31 protein-coding genes and 1 tRNA gene are annotated in these 24,381 nt (G+C 54.8%); 20 read left to right on the forward strand and 12 right to left on the reverse strand.

The features are described from left to right. Positions 1 to 13: 13 nt before the first annotated feature. Positions 14 to 988: a thermopsin gene (locus tag TUZN_RS07470; RefSeq protein WP_052886173.1), complete on the forward strand. Its 975-nt coding sequence runs from the start codon at positions 14 to 16 to the stop codon at positions 986 to 988. On the opposite strand, the gene TUZN_RS07475 is transcribed toward TUZN_RS07470, so the two are convergent. Then, a complete protein-coding gene (locus tag TUZN_RS07475; RefSeq protein WP_013680353.1) occupies positions 989 to 1,396 on the reverse strand; it encodes a hypothetical protein in 408 nt (135 codons plus the stop codon). Positions 1,397 to 1,425: 29 nt separating this feature from the next. Here TUZN_RS07475 and TUZN_RS07480 point away from each other — a divergent pair, with 29 nt between their 5' ends. Then, positions 1,426 to 2,157 carry an MBL fold metallo-hydrolase gene (locus tag TUZN_RS07480; protein WP_013680354.1) on the forward strand — a complete coding sequence of 244 codons (732 nt, stop codon included), beginning with the start codon at positions 1,426 to 1,428 and terminating at the stop codon, positions 2,155 to 2,157. Here the strand turns inward: TUZN_RS07480 and TUZN_RS07485 are convergent. Together TUZN_RS07485 and cobB are read right to left on the reverse strand one after the other, a co-directional pair. Next, complete coding sequence (locus TUZN_RS07485) at positions 2,089 to 2,478, reverse strand: GIY-YIG nuclease family protein (protein ID WP_052886174.1); 390 nt, start codon at positions 2,476 to 2,478, stop codon at positions 2,089 to 2,091. The two genes, TUZN_RS07480 and TUZN_RS07485, sit on opposite strands and share 69 nt — an antisense overlap. Continuing rightward, positions 2,466 to 3,197: an NAD-dependent protein deacetylase gene (gene cobB, locus TUZN_RS07490; protein WP_013680355.1), complete on the reverse strand. Its 732-nt coding sequence runs from the start codon at positions 3,195 to 3,197 to the stop codon at positions 2,466 to 2,468. The genes TUZN_RS07485 and cobB overlap by 13 nt, the downstream gene beginning before the upstream one ends. 125 nt (positions 3,198 to 3,322) lie before the next feature. On the opposite strand from cobB, the gene TUZN_RS07495 reads away from it, so the two are divergent. Next, entirely contained in the window at positions 3,323 to 5,032 is a 1,710-nt protein-coding gene (locus tag TUZN_RS07495; RefSeq protein ID WP_013680356.1) for a S16 family serine protease, read from the forward strand. A gap of 3 nt (positions 5,033 to 5,035) precedes the next feature. On the opposite strand, the gene TUZN_RS07500 is transcribed toward TUZN_RS07495, so the two are convergent. After that, the gene (locus tag TUZN_RS07500) at positions 5,036 to 5,338 is read right to left on the reverse strand and encodes a hypothetical protein (protein WP_013680357.1); all 303 of its coding nucleotides are present in this window, start codon (positions 5,336 to 5,338) and stop codon (positions 5,036 to 5,038) included. 90 nt (positions 5,339 to 5,428) lie between these two features. On the opposite strand from TUZN_RS07500, the gene TUZN_RS07505 reads away from it, so the two are divergent. Beyond that, positions 5,429 to 5,947, forward strand: a complete 519-nt coding sequence (locus TUZN_RS07505; protein WP_013680358.1) for a hypothetical protein — start codon at positions 5,429 to 5,431, stop codon at positions 5,945 to 5,947. Here the strand turns inward: TUZN_RS07505 and TUZN_RS07510 are convergent. Beyond that, the gene (locus tag TUZN_RS07510) at positions 5,922 to 6,677 is read right to left on the reverse strand and encodes an endonuclease III domain-containing protein (RefSeq protein ID WP_013680359.1); all 756 of its coding nucleotides are present in this window, start codon (positions 6,675 to 6,677) and stop codon (positions 5,922 to 5,924) included. The genes TUZN_RS07505 and TUZN_RS07510 overlap by 26 nt on opposite strands. Continuing rightward, a complete protein-coding gene (locus tag TUZN_RS07515; RefSeq protein WP_013680360.1) occupies positions 6,674 to 7,441 on the reverse strand; it encodes a radical SAM protein in 768 nt (255 codons plus the stop codon). The genes TUZN_RS07510 and TUZN_RS07515 overlap by 4 nt, the downstream gene beginning before the upstream one ends. Positions 7,442 to 7,621: 180 nt before the next feature. On the opposite strand from TUZN_RS07515, the gene TUZN_RS11070 reads away from it, so the two are divergent. Together TUZN_RS11070 and TUZN_RS11290 are read left to right on the forward strand one after the other, a co-directional pair. Continuing rightward, positions 7,622 to 7,747: transfer RNA gene (locus TUZN_RS11070), tRNA-Thr, on the forward strand. 979 nt (positions 7,748 to 8,726) lie between these two features. Further along, entirely contained in the window at positions 8,727 to 9,134 is a 408-nt protein-coding gene (locus tag TUZN_RS11290) for a hypothetical protein (RefSeq protein WP_162467469.1), read from the forward strand. On the opposite strand, the gene TUZN_RS07525 is transcribed toward TUZN_RS11290, so the two are convergent. Both TUZN_RS07525 and TUZN_RS07535 read right to left on the reverse strand, forming a co-directional pair. Beyond that, positions 9,113 to 9,640 (reverse strand): hypothetical protein, encoded by a 528-nt coding sequence (locus TUZN_RS07525; protein WP_013680362.1) that lies wholly within the window; start codon positions 9,638 to 9,640, stop codon positions 9,113 to 9,115. The two genes, TUZN_RS11290 and TUZN_RS07525, sit on opposite strands and share 22 nt — an antisense overlap. An 881-nt stretch (positions 9,641 to 10,521) precedes the next feature. After that, positions 10,522 to 10,968 carry a PUA domain-containing protein gene (locus TUZN_RS07535; RefSeq protein WP_013680364.1) on the reverse strand — a complete coding sequence of 149 codons (447 nt, stop codon included), beginning with the start codon at positions 10,966 to 10,968 and terminating at the stop codon, positions 10,522 to 10,524. A 17-nt stretch (positions 10,969 to 10,985) separates the two neighbouring features. On the opposite strand from TUZN_RS07535, the gene TUZN_RS07540 reads away from it, so the two are divergent. The 4 genes from TUZN_RS07540 to TUZN_RS07555 are packed head-to-tail and all read left to right on the forward strand — an operon-like array spanning position 10,986 to position 13,881. Then, positions 10,986 to 11,471 (forward strand): multiprotein bridging factor aMBF1, encoded by a 486-nt coding sequence (locus tag TUZN_RS07540; protein ID WP_013680365.1) that lies wholly within the window; start codon positions 10,986 to 10,988, stop codon positions 11,469 to 11,471. Next, positions 11,461 to 12,663, forward strand: coding sequence for a GTPase HflX (gene hflX / locus TUZN_RS07545; RefSeq protein ID WP_013680366.1), 1,203 nt, complete (start codon positions 11,461 to 11,463; stop codon positions 12,661 to 12,663). Before TUZN_RS07540 ends, hflX begins: the two co-directional genes overlap by 11 nt. Positions 12,664 to 12,692: 29 nt before the next feature. Beyond that, the gene (locus TUZN_RS07550) at positions 12,693 to 13,196 is read left to right on the forward strand and encodes a transcription factor (protein ID WP_052886323.1); all 504 of its coding nucleotides are present in this window, start codon (positions 12,693 to 12,695) and stop codon (positions 13,194 to 13,196) included. Then, positions 13,180 to 13,881, forward strand: coding sequence for a proteasome assembly chaperone family protein (locus TUZN_RS07555; protein WP_013680368.1), 702 nt, complete (start codon positions 13,180 to 13,182; stop codon positions 13,879 to 13,881). The genes TUZN_RS07550 and TUZN_RS07555 overlap by 17 nt, the downstream gene beginning before the upstream one ends. Here TUZN_RS07555 and tgtA read toward each other — a convergent pair. Continuing rightward, positions 13,850 to 15,376 (reverse strand): tRNA guanosine(15) transglycosylase TgtA, encoded by a 1,527-nt coding sequence (gene tgtA, locus TUZN_RS07560; protein WP_013680369.1) that lies wholly within the window; start codon positions 15,374 to 15,376, stop codon positions 13,850 to 13,852. The two genes, TUZN_RS07555 and tgtA, sit on opposite strands and share 32 nt — an antisense overlap. Next, complete coding sequence (locus tag TUZN_RS07565; protein ID WP_052886175.1) at positions 15,373 to 15,801, reverse strand: Lsm family RNA-binding protein; 429 nt, start codon at positions 15,799 to 15,801, stop codon at positions 15,373 to 15,375. Before TUZN_RS07565 ends, tgtA begins: the two co-directional genes overlap by 4 nt. Before the next feature lie 162 nt (positions 15,802 to 15,963). Between TUZN_RS07565 and TUZN_RS07570 the strand changes: the two genes are divergently transcribed. The 4 genes from TUZN_RS07570 to TUZN_RS11075 all read left to right on the forward strand — a co-directional run bounded on the left by TUZN_RS07570 (position 15,964) and on the right by TUZN_RS11075 (position 18,413). Further along, on the forward strand, positions 15,964 to 16,296 hold the full coding sequence (locus TUZN_RS07570; RefSeq protein ID WP_013680371.1) for a hypothetical protein: 333 nt from the start codon (positions 15,964 to 15,966) through the stop codon (positions 16,294 to 16,296). A gap of 65 nt (positions 16,297 to 16,361) precedes the next feature. Continuing rightward, complete coding sequence (locus tag TUZN_RS07575) at positions 16,362 to 16,847, forward strand: TFIIB-type zinc ribbon-containing protein (RefSeq protein WP_052886176.1); 486 nt, start codon at positions 16,362 to 16,364, stop codon at positions 16,845 to 16,847. Beyond that, complete coding sequence (locus TUZN_RS07580) at positions 16,829 to 17,860, forward strand: ATPase, T2SS/T4P/T4SS family (RefSeq protein WP_013680373.1); 1,032 nt, start codon at positions 16,829 to 16,831, stop codon at positions 17,858 to 17,860. The genes TUZN_RS07575 and TUZN_RS07580 overlap by 19 nt, the downstream gene beginning before the upstream one ends. 211 nt (positions 17,861 to 18,071) lie before the next feature. Further along, positions 18,072 to 18,413 carry a hypothetical protein gene (locus tag TUZN_RS11075; protein WP_148678623.1) on the forward strand — a complete coding sequence of 114 codons (342 nt, stop codon included), beginning with the start codon at positions 18,072 to 18,074 and terminating at the stop codon, positions 18,411 to 18,413. 20 nt (positions 18,414 to 18,433) lie between these two features. Here TUZN_RS11075 and thsB read toward each other — a convergent pair whose 3' ends face one another. Beyond that, positions 18,434 to 20,107, reverse strand: a complete 1,674-nt coding sequence (gene thsB / locus TUZN_RS07590) for a thermosome subunit beta (RefSeq protein ID WP_013680375.1) — start codon at positions 20,105 to 20,107, stop codon at positions 18,434 to 18,436. 125 nt (positions 20,108 to 20,232) lie between these two features. On the opposite strand from thsB, the gene TUZN_RS07595 reads away from it, so the two are divergent. The 6 genes from TUZN_RS07595 (at position 20,233) to TUZN_RS11080 (ending at position 24,221) form a co-directional block, all read left to right on the forward strand. After that, a complete protein-coding gene (locus TUZN_RS07595; RefSeq protein ID WP_013680376.1) occupies positions 20,233 to 20,460 on the forward strand; it encodes a 30S ribosomal protein S17e in 228 nt (75 codons plus the stop codon). Beyond that, entirely contained in the window at positions 20,457 to 21,152 is a 696-nt protein-coding gene (locus tag TUZN_RS07600) for a peptidylprolyl isomerase (RefSeq protein WP_013680377.1), read from the forward strand. The genes TUZN_RS07595 and TUZN_RS07600 overlap by 4 nt, the downstream gene beginning before the upstream one ends. A 22-nt stretch (positions 21,153 to 21,174) precedes the next feature. Continuing rightward, entirely contained in the window at positions 21,175 to 21,774 is a 600-nt protein-coding gene (locus tag TUZN_RS07605; protein ID WP_013680378.1) for an Ntn hydrolase family protein, read from the forward strand. A 33-nt stretch (positions 21,775 to 21,807) separates the two neighbouring features. Next, positions 21,808 to 23,715 (forward strand): beta-CASP ribonuclease aCPSF1, encoded by a 1,908-nt coding sequence (locus tag TUZN_RS07610; protein ID WP_013680379.1) that lies wholly within the window; start codon positions 21,808 to 21,810, stop codon positions 23,713 to 23,715. A 111-nt stretch (positions 23,716 to 23,826) separates the two neighbouring features. After that, positions 23,827 to 24,066, forward strand: a complete 240-nt coding sequence (locus TUZN_RS07615; protein WP_052886177.1) for an LSm family protein — start codon at positions 23,827 to 23,829, stop codon at positions 24,064 to 24,066. After that, positions 24,063 to 24,221: a 50S ribosomal protein L37e gene (locus tag TUZN_RS11080; RefSeq protein ID WP_148678624.1), complete on the forward strand. Its 159-nt coding sequence runs from the start codon at positions 24,063 to 24,065 to the stop codon at positions 24,219 to 24,221. Before TUZN_RS07615 ends, TUZN_RS11080 begins: the two co-directional genes overlap by 4 nt. A 2-nt stretch (positions 24,222 to 24,223) precedes the next feature. Here the strand turns inward: TUZN_RS11080 and TUZN_RS11245 are convergent, their stop codons facing one another. Next, complete coding sequence (locus TUZN_RS11245) at positions 24,224 to 24,373, reverse strand: hypothetical protein (protein WP_158305069.1); 150 nt, start codon at positions 24,371 to 24,373, stop codon at positions 24,224 to 24,226. Between the last annotated feature and the right edge of the window lie 8 nt (positions 24,374 to 24,381).

Below are 24,381 nucleotides of genomic sequence, written 5' to 3' on the forward strand. Positions count from 1 at the left end.
AGAGCCGCTGACTATGCACAAACTGGAAACAATAATGATAATAGTAACAACGGCATTGATAGTGCTATACTTTGTCCATGTCGCGTCGATGCAGAGCGCGCCTCCCGCCTTCCCTCCAGTAAGGCCGCCCTCCACACACATGCAGGTCACGTTGCCGCCCTCTTGGTATTCCGGAAGTCAGGCCCCAGTCGGCGTGACGGACTACGGAGCGTACTACTCGGGCTCGGCTGAAATTCCCTACGAATACTCCACCAACGAGTTCATGGGCAATTTCACAATCTATACGGCCAGCTTCACGTCCAACAGCAAGTTTTACCCCCACAGCTTCTCGATACAGCTAAACGTGGTTCTCAACTACACCAAGACTAGTGGGCAGAGCGCCTATCTGTGGGTGCAGGACGTAGCCGTCATAAACACAGCGACGAACCAGATGAACATAGTGGACAACATATGGAACTTGACGTCGAGCAAATCCGTGCTGAAAGGTCTAAGCGGCAACGGCAAGGTCTATACCTACCAAGGCCAGAACTACTACGCATATCAGTACCCGTCGACCATATCCTTCACCTACCCGCTCCAGGTATCTCTCTTCGTCACGGTCTCGATCAACTCCCAGAAATACCCAGTGATAAACTTCTACTTCGTATACGGCGGGAAGGTGGTACAGTACGACAGCGTTGTGGTTAAGGTGCCCGTCAGCTCCGCAGCCTTCTACGTCGAGGGGTACACCACATTGCCCAGCGGCCTTTACGAAGACGCCGAGCTGGTCACCGGCGGCCCCGGCGGCGGCTCCAACGCCTCGCCGTCGGCCTACAAGGCCTACTACACCTTGCAGTACCTCAACGGCACTAAGCTGGTCTCGGTCCCACACGCGTTCGACTACGGCGCCGACACGGCGGAGACCGTGACCGGCATGGCCGACACGACGTCGGGACCCTACACCGCCTATCTCTATCCAGGCGCCGAGAGCTGGAGCGCCCTCTGGTGATTAGAGGAGGGACCCGGCGAACTCAGCTATTTTTTCCCTGGTCTCCTTGTCCTCTATCTGGAGGGCGGCGGCCAGCAGGATCTGCGCCAGCAACGCCCTCCCCCTATCGGCGCCCAGCCCGTTTACTAATTGGGCCGTCAAACTGCCCACGAAGGCCACCGCCTCGTCTACCCTCAATTCCAGCCCCTCCAGCATGTCGGAGACCTTGTCCTCAGTCTTGTAGAGGACGTACATCGTCGAGAGGACCAGGAAGTCCCTATCCCCGATCTTGTTCCGCTCGGCCCACTCGGCGACCGCCCTCTCGTCGCCTTTGGCCATGGCGTCGGCGAATTTGGCGAGCTCGTCGGCCGATATCCCGAACAGCCTCCCGGCGTCTGCTATAAATCTAGCCGTCCAGTCCGACGACATGTATATATCACGACCCGTAGTATAAAAAAGTGAGGCCTAGCCGCGCCGGCGCCTCGTGGATTCTGGGAGACGTGTCTGTGGATCTCTCGGAGCCGGTTGACGTCAAGTACGTGCTCTTGACGCACCACCACATCGGCCATATCTCCGGCCTCTCCAGATCGTCCCCGCGGGCCGTGGTGGCCAACCCGTTCGAAGTCGCCATGTTGACCGACGAGGCTAGGTTCAGAGGCTACGTCGCCGCCGTTTTCAGAAGGGCGGGCGCGCCTCTCAAGGACATGCCTGCGGCGAGGGCGGGCGCCCGCTTCGCGAGGATCGCGGCGGGCTGGGTCGACCTAGACGAGTTCTCTGCCCAAGTCCTGCCGTGCGGATCCCATACGTGGGGCCATACTTGCTTCAAGATAGATGAGGGGATCTTCGTCGGCGATGTGGGCGGCTGGATAGTCAGCGTGGACTCCTTGAGGCGCGCCATAGCCCTACTGCGCTCCCTCGGCGACGCAACGGTCTACCCGGCCCACGAACCGCCCACCACCGCCGCCCAATACGCCGAGATCCTCGAGGGCAGGTTGAGGAGATTGTTGAGGGCCTACGAGGAGTGCTCGTCCGAGGGCGTCCCCTACGCCATGGCCCTATGCGCCAGGGGGGAGGGCGACGCGCTTAGGCTGGCGGAGGAGGGCATAGCCTTCGCTAAATACCTAGCAGAGATCGGCTTGGCTAAGCTGATCGTGAGGGGCGGCAGATATCGCGTCAAGAAGGTGGGCTAGCGACTTGACCCTGAACAGGTGCGACGGCGCGCGCCTGTCGTCCGTGGAGCCGAAGCCCTTGACGTACTCCGCGCAGGCGGAGAGGCGCAAGGCGAGCTCGGGCTCCCCGAGGCGGGTGACGAGCGACGCCAAGGCCTCGCACGGCAGATAGTCGACGTGCCAGTGCCTCCTGGCGGGCCTCCTCAGATGCCGGGCGATTCTCCTATGGCAGGAGACGCCGCAGGATCCGACGTACGCGTAGAGCCCCTCCTCCAGTCTGAACCTCCTCGCCTTCGTCCTCACGACTGACGCGGGGCATCTGAACAAGACTACGTAAGACATCTCCTCACCTCCGCGGCAAGCCTCGGCAAGATCTCGGCCGCCCTCCCCCTTATCTTGAAGTCTGCTATATCGTCGAGGGCCGTCTCGCCGGGGTCCACGACCGCCACGACGGCGCCGTTCCTCTTGGCTATCCGAGGTATGTACGCCGCTGGGTACACCACGCCGGACGTCCCCACCACCAACATGAAGTCGGCCGAGGACGCGAGCAATAGGGCCTCCTCCCAGGCGTCGCGGGGCAACGGCTCGCCGAACCAGACCACGGCAGGTCTGAGCAGGCCCCCGCAGTGGGGACACCTCGGCGGTATCTCGTCCACAGGCTTCTCTATCGGGAGCTCGCGGCCGCACGACGTACATCTAGCCCGCCATATGTTGCCGTGGAGCTCCACGACGCGCCTCGACCCGGCCCTCTTGTGTAGGCCGTCGACGTTCTGAGTTATCACGGCCTTCAAGACGCCGAGGCTCTCCAGCTCGGCCAGAGCCAAGTGGGCGGGGTTGGGAGCCGCGTTGTAGATAAGCTCCTGCCGCCACCTATACCAGCGCCACACCAAGACGGGGTCCTTCCAGAAGGCCTCCGGAGTCGCGAGGTCCTCAGGCCGGTACCTCTCCCAGAGGCCTCCAGGTCCTCTGAAGGTCGGCACGCCCGACTCGGCCGAGATGCCGGCGCCGGTGAAAGCCACGGCGAATCTGCTGTTGGCCAGAGCTCTGGCGACCTCCTCCATATAAATTAAGGACTGTAAAACCTTGATGATGAGCCAGGCTTAAGTGAAGGAGGATGTGCGCCTGGACCTACGCTGACCTTACCTGAGGTGAGCAACCTTTTTAATCGAGAGACGTAAGGCCGCGCATGAGGTGGACGTACGTCGTTGTGGCCCTACTCGCGGTTGCCCTCGCGGCCACTGCCCTGACTCTGGCGCCTCTGAGGCCCGGCCAGACCATGCGCGTGGTGGGCACCGCCACGATCAACGCGCTCGCCGTCAGCTCGGGCGGCGGAGGGGCCGTAGTGCCCATAGAGGTCACCTTGCTGTATCCCGGCAACGGCAGAGCCTACGTGGCCGGGGTCCCGGAGGCGGGTGAGGGCTTTGGGCCCTCCGCGCAGGTGGCGCTGTACGTGGCCGCCAGACTCGCCGGCGTCTCTGCGGCCAACTACACCGCGTTGTTGAGGGTCACGGGCCTCGAGGCGAACGTAGGCGGCCCGTCGGCCAGCGGCTACATCACGGCGGCCCTATTCGCCCTCATGAAGGGGCTCCCGCTCAGGAACGACACGGCGATGACGGGCATAATCCTCCCCGACGGGACCATAGGCTGGGTCGGAGGCGTCGGCGACAAGGTCGCGGCGGCTGCCCAGAACGGCATAAAGCGGGTTCTTGTGCCGCTCGGCGAGCAGGGGCAGGCCAAGGGCGTACGCGGCGTCCAGGTCATACCCGTCGCCACGATACAACAGGCGATATACTACCTTACGGGCTACAACGTGACCTCGCCCTACGGCCCCTCGTACCTAAACACGACCGTATTCAACAAGGTGTCGAGATACCTCTACGAGCAGGTCCTCGCCATATATAGGAACGCGACCGGGACGTCGGCCAACGCCTACGTCAACATGAGCGCCGTATCGTCGCTGGCGGCCAGAGGCCAGTACTACACCGCGGCCTCTCTGCTGTTCAACGGCATATACAAGTATTACCTATCGCAGGTGTCGAGCGGTGCGTTAAGCGCCAACGCTCTCTCTAGTAAGGCGCTAGAGCTTACTAAAAATTATGAAAAACTCGCAAACAATATAACGATTACCTCTAATAATTTAGGAATTATAATAGGTATATATGAGAGGATTTATCAAATTTATCAACAAGCCAATTCCTCCAGCCCCGACGTAGCCTTCATGTACGCGCGCGCAGTGACCTTGCCTCCTTGGATTAACGCGGCCGAGATGTTGGCCTACGGCCGCGTGATCAACGAGAGCTCGTTGAGCGATATGGCCGAGACATACCTGGAGTACGCCTATGTGATGTACTCCTACGTCATAACGACGTACGGATCTCAACTGCCCCCCGATTTAGCGACTGAGCTACAGCAAAGCCTCCAGCTAGCCGAAAGCCTCTATTCCAGCAAGCACTACCTCGCCTCGCTCGCCGCCTCGCTCGACACGATATCTCTAGCCGAGAACGCGCTGGCGTCTCCGGGCGCCGACAGTCTGGCGCCAGTGGAGAGGCAGACGGCGTTCGAGAATATCTACAGGGCGGCGGCTTGCGGATCGCCCAACATACTCCCCCTTAGCTATATCCAGTTCGGCGACTACTACATGAACAGCGATACTACGACGGCGTTGTACATGTACGAGGAGGCCTCGATGTACGCCGCAGCTATAGGCGATATATTGTGCTCGTCCAACGCCACCTATATTATCGTGAAGGCGCCCTCCAACATATCCACATTGGCTCCGCCGCCCGCCATTACGGCGTCTGCGCAGACCGGCTTCAGCGCGGCTAACTACATCATCTCCATTATACTTATAGTGTTCGTGATATCGGTAATAATAGTTTCTGCGAAAAAGAGGTAGGGGTTACCAGTACTCCGTCTTTTCGGCCCTAGCCGCCCCTCTAGGCTTTCTATGTGAGGTCTTGGCCGGCGGCAACAACGGCAAGGCGAAGGCGACTACGGGCACTATGTATTCCCAATACGGCGCATACGCGAATACGGCCGCCACTATCCTCTCGACCACGTCCCCGCTCACGAAGAGCGCCGGTATGGCGATTAGGAAGAAGCCGACGACGCCGAGCACCGCCAACGCCCTGTCCCTCACCCTCCTCATGGCCAGCCCCAGCAACGCGGCGACGGCGGTGAGGGCGAGCAGAGGCATAAGCATGGTCCGTTCTACTCTCCCCTCTAAAAACATAACGGTTAATTTGGGCCATCGCCTTATTAATGTTTATAAGCCCCTCGACGGTGCCGGGCCATGTGGTTGCTCCCACTGTCGAGGGCGGACGCCGAGAGGATAATACGCAGATCCTACAACATAGCGTCTGAACACGCCAGAAAGGTGGGGGCTAGGGTCGAGCCGCTCGCGCCGAGGCACATATACGGAGACGATGCGGATAAATACGGCTACAGCCTGGCCCTAGGCAAGATAAGCCCGCCTCTGACCGAGGCCTCGCTGGTGGTCGTCTGGGGCTTCTACAACTACGATGAGTATTTCGACTACGTGCGGTTCGTCGAGGGCGGCAGAGTCGTCGAGTGGTTCGTGGAGCCCATAGCCTACTATCCCGAAAAGACGGCGGTCTGGATAGACGAGCCTCTGGTGTTCAGGGCCGGCTTCTCCATAGAGACCCACACGACCTCCAGCGAGCAGAGGGACAGAGTCTACGGCTGGCCTCTGGGCTTCGCCGTGGTGCCTAGACAGCCTCCACAACCCGTGAGGCCGGTGGGGAGGAGGCGGGGCGCCAAGGGGGCTAAGACCGGCGAGTCTCCCTCGTAATGCCCTTATCAACTATATAGAGCACTGTCTGGACCCACCCCGCCAGCCTGCCCAGCTTGTCGGCGGCGCGCGCCCTTAGGCAGACAGACTGTAGGGGACAGACAGCGCAGTCGTATCTAGCGCAGTAGCTCTTGTCGGGCGGCCTCCCCGTCAGTCCCAGACGCGGCGCCTGCCTCATGAAATGCTTGTCGACTGGAACCGCCGAGGCGTCCCCCGTGAAGAGGAGGTAGAGGTCGGCGACTTTAGGCCCCACGCCCGGGATCTTCAAGAGATCGGCTCTGTCCTTAGGCCTAGCCGATAGGTAGGCCCTCAGAGCGGCCGGCAGACGCCTCAGCTGGTAGCTGTTGCCGACAGACGGGGCGAGCTCCGCTATCTCGTCGAGGCGCTCGCTACGGGAAAACAACGCGTGCGTCCACCTGAGCACGTTTGTGTGGTACGCGGTGTTCTGTGTGAGGAACGCGGCGACGAAGATCAAGCCCTCGTCCCCCGGCGATATGGAGATGCCTACGCAGTCCCCGTACCGATCTAACAGCTCCCGCACGGCCCTCTCCACGTCGCTGTCCACCTCGCCCACGTAGCGCCATGGATCGTACCATCTACCCGAAAGGTACGGATCGGCCGATGCGTCCAAGCCCTTCCTCACGCCGAACGCCTTGACGTAGGAGTCCCCCCTCCTCTCCAAGAGGGTCAACGTCAGGCTGGGGTATAGGGTCAGCTCCAGGCAGTTCATATCATTGACTGCGGCACGCCGCTCGGCGCCACGGCCCGTAGAGGCCGCAGGCCTCTGGCCCTCATCAGCTTGACAACGTGCGGGTAGAGGATGACGAGCTCCTCGTCTAGGCATTCGGCCAACGCCTCGTGTATGCCGCTTAGAGCCTCCTTGAGCCTCCTCACCCCGTCGTCGGTGGAGAAGCCTATCATGGCCGCCGCGTAGACGTCCCTACAGGGGGCCATGCCCGCCTCGACTAAATTCCTCAAGGCGTCCAGCTGTCTGTAGAAGTAGTGAGGAGGCGACATCGTGATTGCGCCGAACTCCTCGGGAGTAGCCCCCTTTATGGACACCCTCACCACGACGTTGGGAAATCCGGCCAGCTCCCGCGCCAGCCCTCTATCTATCAATATGCCGTTGGTCTCGACGATAAAGGTATAGCTCTCCGGCACCGATTTCAACACGGCGAGGAGGTGGCGGGGAGCTATAGTCGGCTCGCCTCCCGAGATCCTCAACTGCGCGATGCCTCTAGACCTGGCCATCTCCGCCAGGCGGCGGGCCACCACGTCGGGCCTCATGAAGTCGCCCACGTCCAGCCTAAACGAGCTGTTCCGCCAAGCCCAACACATGCCGCAACGGAGGTTGCAACCGACGACGTCGGCCGTGGCGATGCCGCCATACCATCTATCCGCTCTGAATCTAAAATAGCGGCGCAACACGGCGCCTCCCTCCTCCCTCACGGAATATTTGAGCACCAGCCGCGTAAGCACCTCTGGGTCTATCACAGAGCTAGCTTAGGCACTGCGAGATAACCTTTTTCCCGGAGTTGAAGATCTTCCTACCCGAGCGCCGTCAAAAACCGGCCTACGCCGCTCCTAGCCGAGTGGCGACGCAAACGTCAGCGGGCGAGCCGACGATGGCACTAGTGGAAAACTTAAAAATGTGAAATATATGTAAAGAGTAGGGCCCCGGTGGCTTAGCCCGGTAGAGCGCCCTGGGGCTTAGCCCCGCGTAGGCCTTGTAAGCGGGAGGTCCCGTCAGGCCCCCGCCAGGGGGTCTGGGATAAGGTTCAAATCCCGGCCGGGGCTCCATCCGATCTTCATGAGGATAACGCTATTAGTGTCAAAAAGGGGGATTTGGGATAACAACTTCTTTGTTGCTGGCTTGTTTCTACCGGCTAGATATCTCGCAACGGCTTCTCTCAACGTCGGATCCCTCTTAACTAGCTCTTTCAACTCTCTCCACGGTATATACGCCACATACCAACGCCTATCAACGTACATCTTGGCGTGAGGCTTTAGGGCGTTTAGGGCCTTCTCCGCCTCTTCTCTCTCAGCGAAATACCTCACGGCGTGTAGTGTCTTAGCCGATAGATGGAGGCGCATCACCACCCCCTTGATAACTACATACGCGGGATCGAAAGACGGCCTATAATCGGCCAGAGCCTTTAGATACACCCACTTGTGGCTATACAATACCTCTAGGAGGACGCCATAACGTCCAACAGACGTAGTTATCTTTTTGGCTAATTCTTTAGCCCTCCTTCGGCTAAGTTCAATTTTGCGATAATTATAACTCCCGCCTAATAAACCGTTAATCATCTCTATATTAACAGCTGTAGAAAGCGCTATTTTCTCCCTCCTGCCGTCCACCACTCCATCGCCGAGATACCACGTCAATAAAGGCCTGTAGTCGCCCCCGCGTAAAGCCTCCAACGCCATCCTCTGGGCCTCCTCCTTACTCCATTTCTGCGTCCAATCCTTAGCCACGGCATAAATCTCTAGAGAGAGGCCGCCGGCATTTATGCCTACTTCAACTACATGTACTCTCATCCAACCAGGCCTAGTAGCAGACCACGCGAAGAGTTGCCACGGCTGTGTCGTGGCCATCATGGGCCGCCTCTTGTCGGCTGTCTCGTCGCTCGCCCTCCAGCCTAGTTGGAAGGCTTCTACTTCCTCTGGGCTTAGTCCAATACTGGGGAAGTACAGCTTGGCAGATACGTCGTGTAGAGGTAGTTTAAACACCGGGGCTCTGGTTAACTGTGTATGGATGCAGACCCCGTCGGCGCATATGTGGCTTACGACTTTGCTCCTCTCTATCACCTCGACGCGGCCCTCCTCCACGGCTCTGCATATCTTTGTCAGCTTTTCTCTCGCCTGCCCCTCAGCCCTATCCAGTAGCTGGATGAGGCCGTCTACAAACTGTCTAAACCGCGTCGCCGCATCATCTGGCAAAGATAAGGCTCTAGGCACTGCCTCGCCTACGTACCGCATGTACAGCCTCCACTTCTCGAACAGCGTATCCACAGTGCCGTACAGCACGCCACGCCTCGCAGACTTCTCTAGCACCGCCTCTAACGTCGGCCTTGGCTCCTCTCCCGACACCGCCCTACATCTCTCCCTCAGCTTCGTCAGCACCTCGTCGACGTCCACATACCTGCCCATACCCCACCCGGCTCACCTCTTTACGTGGAATTGATAATCCACCCGCCGCGCCTTCTGGTCAGGTGGAGGTCTGTCTACATACGCCTCCGGGTTTGAGCCGTTTTCTAAACAGCCGCTGATTGTCTCTGCTAGGCGAGTAGAGGCGTCAGCTAGCGGGGAGTACACGTGGGCGTACTTCGCCGCAACCGCTGGCTCCTCCACTGGCTTTTTCGCACACCTCGCCCTCGGGAATACGGGAGGTTTTCTCGGCCTTGCCGAAGGCCTCCTTCTGTTGTACGGCGGTTTATATACCGCATATAGCCAAGCCTCCCACATCTCCGCCAGCCGTCTGTTGTGCGTATAGGCCAGGATAATGAACATATCGGCCTTCAGCCCCCTCTTCGCCGCAGAGGAGTGGCCGCGGAGGTGCATGTATACGCGGTCGTAGTAGCCGCTACGCTTCCCCACGCCTACATACGCCGCACGTCCACCCGCCATAGCCAGGTAGACGTAGTGGATAACAGCCACATCTACGACAAGGCTTAAAGCCAACTGCGGCATTCAACTACTCCTTCTACATTTTACCTGACTTAACACCGTACGTTTTTCCCGAATCAGGAAAAATGTCCGATTTTAACTCAGGTAAAATGTAGAAGGAGTAGTTGAATGCCGCATTGTTAACAATCGGCGAGGTAGTTGAAACGTATGTTAACGTTGTGTGTTATTCAAGCGGCGTTACATTTCGTCTGACGTATTTCCTGAGTTAAAATCGGATATTTTTCCTGATTCAGGAAGTACATCCGACGCAGGGTCAGGAAATGTGTCCGACATTGAGTCAGGAAGAGTGTCCGACATGCCTACACAGTATCACTGACAGATTTAGGACTGGCAACGCGTCGTGGTAGTTGAAAGAGGGATGCACCGAGATCGGTTCTAAATCTTTAGATTTAGAACTGGCAAAGACGAGATCGGCGAAGCTTGACATACGCCGATCGTTGATTCATAAATAGGAGGTGTGTTTATGCACCCATGGGCCAGTTGGTGCCCGCCCCGCCTCCCGCGAGGGCTCCGGGAGGCGACGCTGTGTTCAAATACGCGTCTGCAGAAGGGGCGGCGCCAATCCTCAGGGCGGCCCCGCCCCGGGAGCCGCCGGCGACTCGGGGCCCCGTGCCCCCGGGACGCCCGGAGAGCAGAAAGGGGGTACAGACCTGTGCCGGTGCGGCTCTGAGATAGTACGCCATGGCCGCCAGGAAGCCGCCTATGCCAGAAAACAAGTCCAGAACCACAGCCGATTTGAACATGCGCGCCGCATCCAACAGAAGAATAAAGACGTTGGCCATGGCCAGCGGCAACGCCGCATCGGCCACGGCTTCAGTAAAGAAGGTGAGCGGGAGGTCCCGGGTTCGAAAGGGTCGTCCCCGAATGTCCCGGCCGGGGCTCCATCAGATTTCTACTCTGGCTCTGGGCTTTACGGCGTAGCCTCTCCTCAGCGTCAGCTCCCTTACACTATACAGAAGTCTGCCGACCGCGATGGGCTTCCCGCCTTCGTCGACCACGAAGACCTCGGCGTTGGGCCTCAACCCGCGCGAATACGACTTGACGAACTTAGCAGGGACGCTACGTCCCTGCAAGACGAACTTGGCAGTCTCCCCGTCGACGACGACGTATGGGCCCTTCATGTAGGGGGCCGCGTCCGCGAGGGGGAGCAAATAGCCGTCGTTGTTCCTGAAGGCGAATATCGGCTTGCCTTCGTAATATATATATTTTATTCTTTTAGATTTATTGTATTTTATTTCTAGTTTATTTTTATCAATATCAATATTTTTATATCCATATATATATGTCAAGAGGCCGTAGGCCTGTTCTTCCGGCGTCATGCTTTTAACCATGTATCGGATCTGTATTAATGCTGTATTGCGATATCTGCGGCGCCCCGATAGAGGGACAACCCTATATAATAAAGCTGGACAACGCGGTCCTCCACGTCTGTAGGCGCTGTGCGGCGTCGTACGGCGCCGTCTCGGCCTCGGCGGCCGCGGAGCCGCAGAGACGCGTGGCCCCGCCTCCTCCGCCCAGGAGAGCGCCGGCTCCTAAGAGAGCGGCCGATAGGTACGAGGTCGTCGAGGAGTACGCCGAGGTTATAAAGAGGGCGCGGGAGTCCATGGGGCTCAGCAGAGAGGCGCTGGCGTCCTATATAGGCGTCAAGGAGAGCGTGTTGAGGCGCGTCGAGAGCGGCCAGCTGGTGCCCGACGTCCAGTTGGCCAGGAAGCTGGAGAAGGCTCTCGGGGTCAAGCTATTGGTGCCGGCCCAGCAGGGCGAGGCCGCGACGGGCGCGCCTGCCAAGAGGGAGCTCACTCTAGGCGATGTGGCGGAGGTGAGGGATGAGGAATAGGGCCCTTCTGGCGTATGTAGGCCCCAAGGATAGGAGGCTCGGCAGGAGGCTTGCGGAGTTCGAGGCACTGGCCGAGGTGGCCGGCTACGAGGTGGCCGGCGTCGTGACGCAGTTCGGCGAGAGGGACTCCCGTTTCTATCTAGGCAGGGGGAAGCTCGACGAGGTGGCCGGCATGGACTTCGACGTGTTCGTGGCGTACCACGAGCTCACCCCTCTCCAGACGTATAATCTGAGGAGGAGGCTGGGCGTCGAGGTTATGGATAGAGTGCTCTTGATCCTCAAGATATTCGAGCGGAGGGCCGGCAGCATCGAGTCCAAGTTGCAGATAGAGCTGGCGGCGCTGAGGTATCGGCTTCCTCTAGTTAAGGAGTATCTCAGGAGGGCCAAGATGGGCGAGCAGATAGGCTATATGGGCGCCGGCGAGTATGCTGTTGACGCCTACTATAGGCATATGGTGAGCAGGATCTCCTACATAAAGAGGAGGCTCGACAAGATGAGGGAGGATAGGGCTAGGCTGATGAGGAGGCGTAGGGACTTCGGCGTGCCCGAAGTCGTGTTGACGGGGTACACCAGCGTGGGGAAGACCACGCTCTTCAATCGATTAACCGCGGAGCACAAGTACGTTGACGGCAGGCCCTTCGCCACGCTCGACACGTACTCGCGCCGTATAAGCCTGTGGGGGAAAGAAATCGTGTTGACGGACACCATCGGCTTCATAGAGGATCTGCCGCCCGTCTTGATAGAGTCGTTCTACTCCACTCTCCAGGAGGTCGCCGACGCGGACCTGGTCCTTCTGCTGGCCGATGCGTCGGACGACGAGGAGGAGTTCGCGAGGGAGCTCCAGACGTCTATCGACGTGTTGTCGACAATCGGCGTGCACAAGGAGCGGGTTCTCCCCGTCTTGAGCAAGGTAGACGCCGTAGGCCTCCCGGAGCTCGTCAGGAAGGCCGCGATTCTCAGGAAGCACTTCGCCTTCTTCGCGCCCGTCTCGGCCTTGACGGGCTTCGGCGTCGACACGCTTAAGCTCTTGCTCTTCTGGAAGACGCCGGGCTACGCGATATACGAGGCGAGGCCTCCCGTCGGGGGGCTCGTGCTGGACGGCAAGTCGTATCTGCCGGTCAAGATAAGCGAGGTCAAGCGTTTCGAGAGCTCGTCTCTTAATTTATATACCGAACTGAGGAGAGTTCTGTGAGCGAGGAGAGGCTAAACGCCTACCTCATCATGGTGGAGCGTAGCGTCTCCTTCGAGTTCAACAGCCCCGAATACGGCAAGCTCGCCCGAAAGATGGTGGAGATGCTTTATTCCAGGAAGGAGCAACTCTCGGACGACCGGATAGCTATCTTGATGAACATATCGACCGCCGAGGCCAGGAGGATACTCCAGTTCCTCTCGAAGACGAATATGATAGGGGTCGTCAAGACGACGACTCCGGACTACCGAGTCGAGTACACGTGGTATGTTGACGATGTGGTGATAACGAACGCCATAAAGAAGAGGATAGAGCTCGTCTCCGGGAAGCTGGCCCTCCTCGTGCGGGCCCTGGCCGAGGGGACCTACTACGTCTGCCCGAACTGCCACAGGCGCTACTCGCTCGACGAGGAGCTAGCCTACAACGGCATATGCCCTATATGTAAGGTCCAGCTAATTTATATAAATAATATTGATGAAATAAATAGAGTAACTAAAATCCTCGAAAAACTAGAGAGATATGCGAGTAGTATTTAATATAACCAAGCCGTTTACAAGAGAGATCTTCGTCACGGGCTTCCACGGCGTAGGGATAGTCGGCCACATAGCGGTCAAGCACCTATCGAGGAACTGCGACGTCGTGGGCTACGTGCGCTACAAGAAGATGCCGCCTGTAATCGCCTACGAGGGCGACCGGCTGGCGCTCCAGTCGGAGATATTCTCCTGCGGCAGAGTGGCCGGCGTCGTCAACAACTACGGCCTCGTCGACGAGGCGATGTACGACTTCGTCGAGGCGCTCTCCGACTGGGTCGTCAGAAGCGGGTTCAAACTCGCAGTGCTCTTCGGCGGGCTGGACGGCAGATTTAGGCGGGAGCCCGGCGATCTGTTGAGGATCGCCTACACGTCGTCCTACATAAAGGCCGGCTATCCCCTCGAGGGCAGGCGGCTGGAGCAGGGGTTACAGATAGTTGGCCCTCTAGGGCTTCTCCTGTCCTATTTCGAGATGAGGGGCTTCCCTGCCTTGGTCATCCTGCCCTATGCGGACAAGCCCGCGGATCCCCAGGCGGCCAGCGTCGCCCTCGACCACTTCGGCAAGCTCTTCGACATAAGGATTGACACAGCAGATCTGAGGCAACTGGCCGAGGAGCTGGAGAGGGAATATGCCGAGGTTAAACGCCAGCTTGAGGAGACTAGGAGGGAGGAGTCGCGGTACTATATATAGCGTTTAAAATATTAATTATTTCGTCAATATTATTAACATTAACTATATTTCTTCCATTTATATAATAATTATAAATAATTATTAATTTATATTTTTTCGAGATAAACGCAACGTCGTCGTACAAGGCCTCCGAGGCACCCCAGGATTCGTGCTGGGAGAGGGGATAGACCTCGGCGACCTCCTCCGGGACTATCCCGAATATATCATCTATGAAATAAACATGGATGTATTCCCTAAACTTGCCTAATATTTTATTTAAATATATATACTCCCACGATTTGTTGTACGGCCTGAAATCCACCTTCAACAACACGGCGACAGGCTTGTCGGGATGTCTGTAGTAATGCCTAATCCTCAACCTGTGCCTATACGGCTCAGGCCTTGAGGCGGACGTATCGCCAAAGAAGAGCAGGCCGCTCGGCTCCGGGTGCGTCACCGGGTCGTACTCTTCCACGAGCTTCAGGTACTTCCTCATAATCCTCAACGTATTGTACAACGATCTGTGGGCGCGCGCCTTCTCCTCGAGATATTCCCAAAGCGTCCCCTCATAGATCCTCTGCTTAATCTCAAGGATCTCCTCCCTGAGCATGGCCAGGTTGTGCTCGGCTATGAGCTCCGTCCTCTCCATCTTGGGCATCTCCCTAATCTCCTTGACCGGCTTGTCGCAGAGCTTGGTGCTACAGGGCAGATAGTCCGCCCGCACCTCGTCGAGCCTCACAGTCCTGTCCCTCAACATTATCCTGTCGTCTCTGGCGTACAGCACGTAGGACGCGCTGTCGAATAGGTCCACGCCCGCGGCGACTGCGAAGGGGAGTATCAGCGGGTGGCCCGCGCCGAAGAGGTGCAGAGGCGCCTCCCTCCTTATATTCAGCTTGACCCTCAAGATCATGTCTAAGATCTCGTCGAACCGGTACTCCTCCAGAAGCGTGGTGGGGCTACCCACGGCGTATATGTCGAAGGGTAATGCCGACATGCGCCTGGCGGATCTCGCGAGCAGATCTCCGTAGATCCCGCCTTGTATGGGCCCCACGAGCAACATCCCGCCCAACTCGCCGCGCATCTCCGCGGCTCTCAGAGCTCTTCTCAAGGTCTCCTCTACCTTTATCGAGGCCGAGAAGTACGATTCTTCCGAGTCCATCGGAAGGTCCAACATCACGCCGATATCGCTCCCTATCTCCGACTGGTACCTAAGTATCTCGTCGGGCTCTATATCTACGACGCCGTACCTCATCAACTGGTAGGCGCCCGAGTCGGTCATCACTATGCCGCTCCACCCGAGGAACTTCTTCACATCGATAGGTTCTTTAAAAATACTATATATAAAATATGAATTTGTTATAATATTTTTAAAATATTTATTAATTATACTTAGTTTAAGCTCTTGTTTCTTAGGATCAACTACTGGAAATATAGTTGGAGTCTCCAGCGCGCCGGATTTGGTGTAGAGCCTTCCGATCCTTCCCAGGAGATCCTTCGCCTCTATCTCGAAACTCATTCGCCGCGCTGTCTCTTGACAAACTCCTCATATATCTGCCTAACCCTCTCGGCAAGCGGCCCCGACCCCTCTATACCTATCTCGCTCACTCTGACCTTATCACTGATCAACACTATGTTGGACTCCTCGACGTATTTCACCATCCCTGGGAAGAACTTTTCTGCATATTTGGCAAATGCCCGTAAGTCTATTTCCCTCTCAATAGAATTTATATATATTATATATCTAGACATCAATAATGATTTTGCATATTTATTTCCAGATTTTGTTACAGCATTTATGAGAATTATATTTAGCTGGCTATCAACTGCGTGGAGAACGCCCCTATACTCCTCACCGTTGTGAAGACCTACCACCACCTCCTTCCCCAACAGATTGTTTATCTCTGCAACGAACCTCTTGTTAGCCTCGGCGAGCACCGACATATAGAGGCCAATATATTTAGTTTTAAAGCTTTTATTCTTATTGATACTTTATATTTTATTGAAATATATTATATAAATAAATTAGATTAACTATATTTTTAATAAATAGTTACCAGAGAAGAAGAGGTTAAAACTTTATATTTTCAGCGATTTCGAGACGCCATGTTGCTGAAAGAAACGGTTAGGGATATAGGAAGGCTGGAAGGCCCGTTGAGCAAGATCTGGCTCGTGGGCGATGCGGAGGCCGAATTGGAAATTCCTCTAGATATTTTAAATATAAATCTAAATAAAAATAATACTTTAATAATAAATATAGATAAAAATAAAGATCAAGATTATAAAACTAAATATGATATCTATATGTGGGGAATTCTATATAATAAAAACAATGATATTACCTATATATCTATTGGCGGTCTAATATTTAAAATAAAGCTAAATTTGCCATATAATATAGGTGATAAACTATATATTGGTATCAAGATTAGTTCATAACAACTCTCACGGTCTACTCCTCTCCGATCTATACTAGGCTTATCACTCCCCCCGATCATAACTTCGTGATCTGTCCCTACTGCAGATCGCCCAGAATCGTCATATCGAACGGGGAATATGTGTGCGCTGAGTGCGGTAGCGTTGTGGGGCCCGTCCTCTACGTGCCGCGCCAGAACGTCCAGACCCCCTACGTCATAAGGAAGATCTCTCTCAAGTTCTTGTTGTATAGATTAAATAAAGAAACAATAATATATTCTAATAAAATAAAATATAAAGAAAAAATAAAACAATATATAGAATTATTAGTTAAAGATCTAGAGGCGCCTATCTATGTCTTAGACAACTCTATCAAGATCTTGGAATCTATAGATAAGAGGAAGATCCAAGGCAAGAACCCGAGAGTCGTCGCGGCAACAATATTTTACCTGGTCAGCAATAGATACGGTCTTAGTTACGATAAGGAAAATATAGCTAAAAGATTAAATATAAGTAAATTGAGTATTAGAGATACTGCAGTTTATCTAAGAAAGATATGCAAGGAGCTGCGCTGATCGGGTTGGTTAGACTGATAGAGCTGGGCTACATAGATGAGAACGACAAAATAGCTAGATATAAAGATGATATAATTAATATAATATCAAGAATATATTCGAGAAATATAGATAAAACTATTTATTTAAGATATAAACTTTTTTATAAATTGACTAAAGATCGTTCCGCAGCGCTTTACTACCTCATGAAGTCGCTCAATATAGATAATCTACATAATTTATTAATTAATAAAAATATTGAAGATATTCTATTAATTCCTGGGAAATATATATATATAACTACTAAATTTGGTAAACGAAGGATCAATATATACGCTACCGGCGATTTAGTCGCCCGGTTCCTCTCGCTGGCTAAGGCGAAGGGCTATAGGCTTCTTCAGTCCAACCCGTCTTTTAGATACGGCCTAGCGCTTGGCCCGTTGCGGCTCAGGATCTCCGTGGACCTTCCTCCAATAGTCTCAGCGCCGCATATATATATTAGGGTACATAGGGGCGTTAAAACTCTTAACGATTTGGCTCTAGACGGATTTTTAAATAGGGATCATATTGCAACAATAAGGAGAGAGGTTTTTGTGAATCGCAGAGATCTCGTAGTCGCGGGGCCTCCGGGTAGTGGAAAGACGACGTTGTTGCAGGCAATAGATCTAGAACTGCCTCATTGGCTACAGAGGGTATACATAGACGAGGCCGATGAGTTTGTCGATCTGCCTATTCTTAATCAAATAAAAATAAATTCTTTAAATAAATTAAAGGAAATATTTACTTCTATGAATAGGAATATAGATTTATTTATAATAGGAGAGCTTCAATACCCAGAACACTTCGAGGCCTACAGATCTGCGCGTAGTATAGGCCTACAGAGCTTCGGCACAATGCACGCAACCGATTTGGAGAAGGCGAAGAAGAGATTGGTTGAAGCGAATATAGATCTAGAAAATATAGTTATAATACAACTTAAAAAGAAATATAAAAATAAAATTATTAGATATATAGATGAAATATATGTTGGATGAGCTAATAAATATAAAAATAAAGAAAGTTCTCGAGAAGGAGTATAACAAGTTTGTCATTGTTAACGGCGCCATACTTTTACTAGGAATTCTATCGATTGGATTATCTTTCTTTTTATATAATTTAATTTACATATCTTTATTTCTTTTTTTAATTTATCTATTTATACTATATTTAAGCTTAATTAGGTTAAGGAATAGAATAAGAGCTCTCGTGAATAGGGCCTTGTCGGTCAAGGAATTTAAGGAGTATCTGAAGGATGTGCTCGGCGAATATACGTATGGCCTAGACTACATAAAGTTGCTAGAGGCTGAGGAGATCCGCGTGTTGTCCGATATCGAGGACTTCGAGGAGAGGAGGATGCGGGCGTCCAGCGGCCTGTATAGGGCTATGCTGTCCGGGATGAAGTCGAGGATCTTGGCATCCTCGCTCGCCGGAGTATCGGCTGGCGTCGTGATGTCGGTAGTAGTCCCTATCGGTCTGGCGATCAAAATAGTGATATTGGCTATGCTTATGGCGTCGATGTACTACGTATATAGAATTGTTTCTTTATAAAAGGGGGTTATTGTTGGAGCTTAGTCGAACTTAGTCTCGCTCTTGCTCTCCTCCTCTTCCTTCTTCTCGCCCTTCTTCTCCTCCTTCTCGAGCTTCGAGGCCGCTATTATTTCGTCTATTCTGAGTATCATCGAGGCGGCCTCCACGGCGACCTTGAAGGCGTTTACCTTAACCGACAGCGGCTCTATCAAGCCCAGCGACACCATGTCGACTACCTTGCCCTGATAAACGTCTAGGCCGTACTTCCAGCCGTCGGCCTGCTCGTGTTTGTGCCTCAGCTCGGTGAGTATATCCACGGCGTCGAGGCCGGCGTTCTCCGCAAGCGCCTTGGGTATGGACTCCAGCGCGTTGGCGAAGGCCTCTATCGCGTACTGCTCTCTGCCTCCTATCTTGGTGGCGAACGCCCTGACCGCCTTCGCCGCCTCGACCTCGGGAGCGCCTCCGGCTGGCAGTATGAAGGGCTCCTCCACCACGTCCGCGACCACGGACAACGCGTCGTCTAGGTTGCGCTCGGCTTCGTCCACAAGCCTCTCGAAGCCGCCTCTGATCAATATCGACACGGCCTTGGGGTTCTTGCACTGCTCCACGAATACCATCTTCTCGTCGCCGACGCGCCTCTCCTCGACCAGCCCGGCGAAGCCCAGATCCGCCTCGGACAGATCCTCTATGCTGGTGACCAGCCTAGCGCCCGTGGCTCTGACCAGCTTCTCTATGTCGGAGCGCTTCACGCGCCTCACGGCCAGTATCCCGGCCTTCGCCAGGTAGTACTGAGCGATGTCGTCTATGCCCTTGGTGGTGAACAGCACGTTGACGCCAGCGGCCTTCAGCTTGTCCACATAGCCCTTGAGTATCGTCTCCTCCTCCTCTAGGAACGCCCTCATCTGGGTGGGGTCGTTGATCCTGATCTCGGCGTCTATCTCAGGCTTCTCGACCTCCAGAGGGGCGTCGAGGAGGGCTATCTTGGCGTTCACCACGCGCTTCGGCATAGCCGGGTGCACCACCTCCTTGTCCACAACTATGCCGTAGACCAGCTGGGTGTCGAGGAGGGAGCCGCCGTGCTTCTTGACGAGCTGGACGTTGTCCAGGTCGGCGACCCAACGGTCGCCCCTCTGCTCCGCTATCTGTAGAATGGCCTTCACGGCCAGATCGGCGAAGTAATCCTTCACGGTCTCGGAGATCTTGCCGCCCATAGCCGTGGTGGCTATTTTCTTCAACATCTCGGCATCTGTGCGGTTGACCGGAACGGCGACCTTGCGCAGATGCTCCACGGCCACGTCGAGGGCCTTCTTAAAGCCCGACACGACGACTGTCGGGTGTATGTTCTTCTCCAACAGCTTCTCGGCCTCGTCTAGCAGAGCCCCTGCCAACACCACAGCTGTGGTAGTGCCGTCGCCGGCCTCCTCCTCCTGCGACTTGGATATCTCGACCAAGAGCTTCGCTATGGGGTGCTGGACGTCCATTTCGTCGAGTATGGTTGCGCCGTCGTTCGTTATGGTTATATCCCCTAGCGAGTCTATGAGCATCTTGTCCATGCCTTTAGGCCCTAACGTGGTCCTCAACACCTCGGCGACAGCCCTCGCTATCATTATGTTTAGCCTCATCGCCTCCTTGCCGAACGCCCTCTGGGTACCCTCCTTGAATATCAGAACGGGCACTCCGCCTATCTGCGTCAAATATGCGGTTTGGGAGCTCATGGGTTTTACGAATTTCGCGTATATAAAAACTTTTCCTAATTACGGCAGTATAGGCCTCGACCAGAACGGCGGAGGTCCGCGCACTCGGCGTAAAGTATTTTTAAGGCCTTGTTCGTGGCCCTTCAATGGGCAGGGTGAAACCGCGTTACATAAAATCTTTGGCGGCGAAGCTCTTGGAGATGTACCCGGATAAATTCACTGACAGCTTTGAGGAGAACAAAAAGGCGGTGGCAGAGCTGGCCGATCTGCAGAGCAAGAGGGTCAGGAACAGAGTAGCTGGCTACATAACGAGGATCGTCAAGGCTAGGAAGATGTCCCAGAAACGGGAAGAGGTGCCGGCTACATCGCCATGACGCTTAATAAGGGCGACTATATACTGTTCGACTACACCGTTGTGGTCAAGGACGACAACAAGGTGATAGAGACGACTAACGAGGCGACGGCCAAGGAGGCGGGCATCTACAGACCTGAGGAAGTCTACGAGCCCCGACTTGTGATACTCGGCGAGACCAAGCTCTGGGAGCCTCTCGAGAACGCTCTCTTGAACGCAGACGAGGGCAAAGACGTTGAGGTCGAGATCCCGCCGGAAAAGGCCTATGGACAGCGGGATCTCAGCAAGATAAAGATACTATCCATAAGGGAATTCCACAGACACGGCATAGTGCCTCGCGTGGACGACGTGGTGGAGATAGAGGGGAATAGGGCTAGAGTTATCTCCATCTCTGGCGGCAGGGTCACGCTCGACTTCAATCATCCCCTTGCCGGCAAGACGTTGGTGGTTAGAGGCAAGGTGGTGAGGAAGCTGACGTCCAACGAAGAGAAGATCGTCTATCTGATAAGGCAGTATATGCCCAGGATACCTCCCGACAAGATCTCGGTATCCTTCTCGCAAGATGGCTCCGAGGCCCAAGTGAGGTTGCCCGCCGAGGTTCTACTCTACGAGAAAATTGGGAATATACTGCTTCAAGCGGCGTCGGAGATAGGTAGCAGATTCGCCGAATTGAAGAAAGTAAATTTCGTGGAGGAGGTAGAGCTCAAGAGATAAAAGAGGATCTCCAATCCTGTTTATGACTACCACCGTGGGTATAAAGGCTCGCGACGGAGTCGTCTTGGCGACCGATAAAAGAGTGACCGCCGGATACTACATAGCTCATAAACGCGGCGAGAAGATCTGGAAAATCGACGAGCATGTAGCCGCCACCATGAGCGGGGGAGTGGCGGATCTCCAGGGGCTGTTGAGCACGCTCACAATATTGGCTAGAGACTACAAGACGGAGCACAGGAGGCCTATACCTGTAAAGACCTTGGTCAACTACGCCTCTCTACTCCTCTTCTACTCGCGGCCGGTGATATACATCGTCCATTCGATCTTCGGCGGCTTTGATGACGAGGGACCCCAGCTGTATATGCTCGACTGGCTGGGCAGCTACAGCGAGGAGCGCTATATCTCCACGGGGAGCGGCTCGCCCTACGCCATGGGCGTACTGGAGGTGGGCTATAGGGAGGACATGACCGTCGACGAGGCCGTGAAGCTGGCCGAAAACGCGGTGAAGGCGGCCATGAGGAACGACCCAGGCTCCGGCGAGGGAATTGATATAGTGACCATAACTAAGGACGGCTTTAGACGGGTGTTCTCGGCCAGGCAGAGGGTGACAGTCGCCGAATAGAAAAATATATAAGACCATAGTGGGGGCTAGGCCGTGGCGCATTCTTTAGATATCGAATCTAAAATCAAAGAGATTCTGTCGAGCGTCGAGGTATCTAAGGTAGAGGTTGAGGGACCATCTATCTGTGTTTACGTCAAGAATCCTGCTAATTTAAGCAATGAAGAAGTCGCCGAGTTGGCAAAGACCCTTAAAAAAAGGATAGTAGTTAGGAGCGACTCGGCGGCGCGGCTGTCGAAGAAAGATGCTGAGAAGGTAATCCTCTCCCTCGCCCCTGATCTGGTAGAGCACGTGTATTTCGAGGACGTGGGGGACGTCTACATATACCTCTCCAAGGCGGTGCCCGAGAGGGACTTCAAGAAGCTCGCCAGAGAGATCTTCTCGTCGACTGGCTGGCGCGCCATAATAGAGATGGGGGTGCCCAGCATGATGAAACTGCCCTCCAAGGACATAGTGGACGTCAGGACGATCTACCACAGCGCCTACGACAAGAGGGCCGCGATGATGAGGGAGTTGGGGGCCAGGATACACCACGAGCCCGTTGTGAAGGAGGGACCCATAACCGTCTCGTTCCTCGGGGCGTCTATGGAGGTTGGCCGGAGCGCTATACTGGTCGATACCACCGAGAGCAAGGTGCTCCTGGACTGCGGCCTCAAGCCGTCGCAGTACGAGGAGGAGTTCCCGCTACTGGAGCAGGTAGACCTAGACTCCCTCGACGCCGTCGTGCTGTCGCACGCGCACATGGACCACGTAGGTTGCCTCCCCTACCTCTACAAGTACGGATATAGAGGCCCTGTATACATGACCGACCCCACTAAATATCTGACTTACATACTTTTGACAGACTATGTCGAGTTGAAGGAGCGCGAGGGGCAAATCCCGCCGTATACCAAAAGCGATATAGAGACTCTTATGTACCACATAATCACGTTAGACTACGAGGAGGTGACGGACATAGCGCCGGACATAAAGCTGACCCTATACGATGCCGGCCACGAGATAGGATCGGCCTTAGTACATCTACATATAGGCAACGGGCGCTATAATATATTGTATACAGGCGATTTCAAGTTCGGGAGGACGAATCTTCTGAATAAGGCCGTGAATAAGTTCAAGCGCGTGGAGATGTTGATAATGGAGTCCACATACGGCGGCCGCGACGACGTCCAGCCGCCTAGAGTCGAGGCGGAGAACACCTTAGTTAAGGCAATTACCGAGACCATAGAGAACAGAGGCAAGGTCCTCATACCGGCCTTCAGCACAGGCAGAGCGCAAGAGATCCTCTACATACTAAATAGAGAGATTAACAGAGGGAACTTGAAGAGAGTGCCTATATACGTCGACGGCATGATAGTAGAAACCCTAAATGCGTATCTGATGTACCCGCACTTCTTGAACCGAGAGGTGGCGGAGGAGATCTACGGAGGCGTGAACCCCTTCACGTCGTCCGGTAGCATAGAGGTGGTGGAGAGGGCCAAAAGGATAGAGGACAGGATAAACCAAATAGCGCGCATAACGCAAGACGAGAGGCCCGGCGTAATAATAGCCCCCCACGGCATGCTTAACGGCGGACCTATACTCGACTATTTCGTGCACCTAGCCCCCGATCCAGCCAATAAGCTGATCTTCGTCTCCTACCAGGCCGAGAACACATTGGGGCGGCGCATCCTCAACGGCGAGAAGGACTTCATAGTCAGGAGCATATCCATGGGGGAGACCAAGGTATCCATGAGGATGGGCGTCGTGTCGATACCCGGCTTCTCGGGCCACAGCGACCGGAGAGAGCTTATGAAATACGTGGAGACAGTAGAGCCCAGACCGCGTAAGGTCGTCTTAATACACGGCGAGCCTTCCAAGATAGTCAGCCTGGCCACCTCCATAGAACTGCGTTATAAGATAACCACAGTAATACCTAGGGTAGGCGAGAGGATAAGGGCTCTCTGATAGCCCGACCGCTTCGTGCGGCCCTAGAATAGGGTCGATCCGCCCCCGCTGAGCCCCGGAGCGGCGATCGCCCTGGAGAAATCCTTAAATATCCGGTGTGGGGCCGACGCCATGTCAAGTGACATGTCGAAATGCCTAGCCACACTAGGCGCGACGCTCCAAGACTCCATAGGGAAGAGGGTGTTGGTGAAGTTGAGGGATGGGTACGAGATAAGGGGCATTCTAAAGTCCTTCGATCAACACGTTAATCTACTGCTTGAGGATGCCGAGGAGGTCATCGATAATGTGATATTGAAAAGAGGCACCATGGTCGTGAGAGGGGAAAACGTCCTCTTCGTCTCGCCGACATGAAGGGCACGCCCTCGATGGGGAAGCACAGCAGGGGCAAGACGCACATACGCTGTCCTAGGTGCGGACGCCACTCCTACAACGTGTCCAAGGGATATTGCGCAAGTTGCGGCTGGGGCCGCTCGCGGAGGCTTCGTAGATACAACTGGGCTAAGTAGCTCTACCGATCCGGCCGCGATCTCGGAGATCGCTCCGCCGCCGACGTCAGTTTTCTGATCTCGGCCAGTTGCCACTCGAGGATTTCCCGAGGCAACGAGCCTTGTCTGAACAGCTCTGCGAACTCCTCCAGACATCTCAGAAGCGGCTGCATAGATAAAT

Origin of the sequence: Thermoproteus uzoniensis 768-20 (assembly GCF_000193375.1) — an archaeon.
Taxonomy (GTDB): domain Archaea; phylum Thermoproteota; class Thermoprotei; order Thermoproteales; family Thermoproteaceae; genus Thermoproteus; species Thermoproteus uzoniensis_A.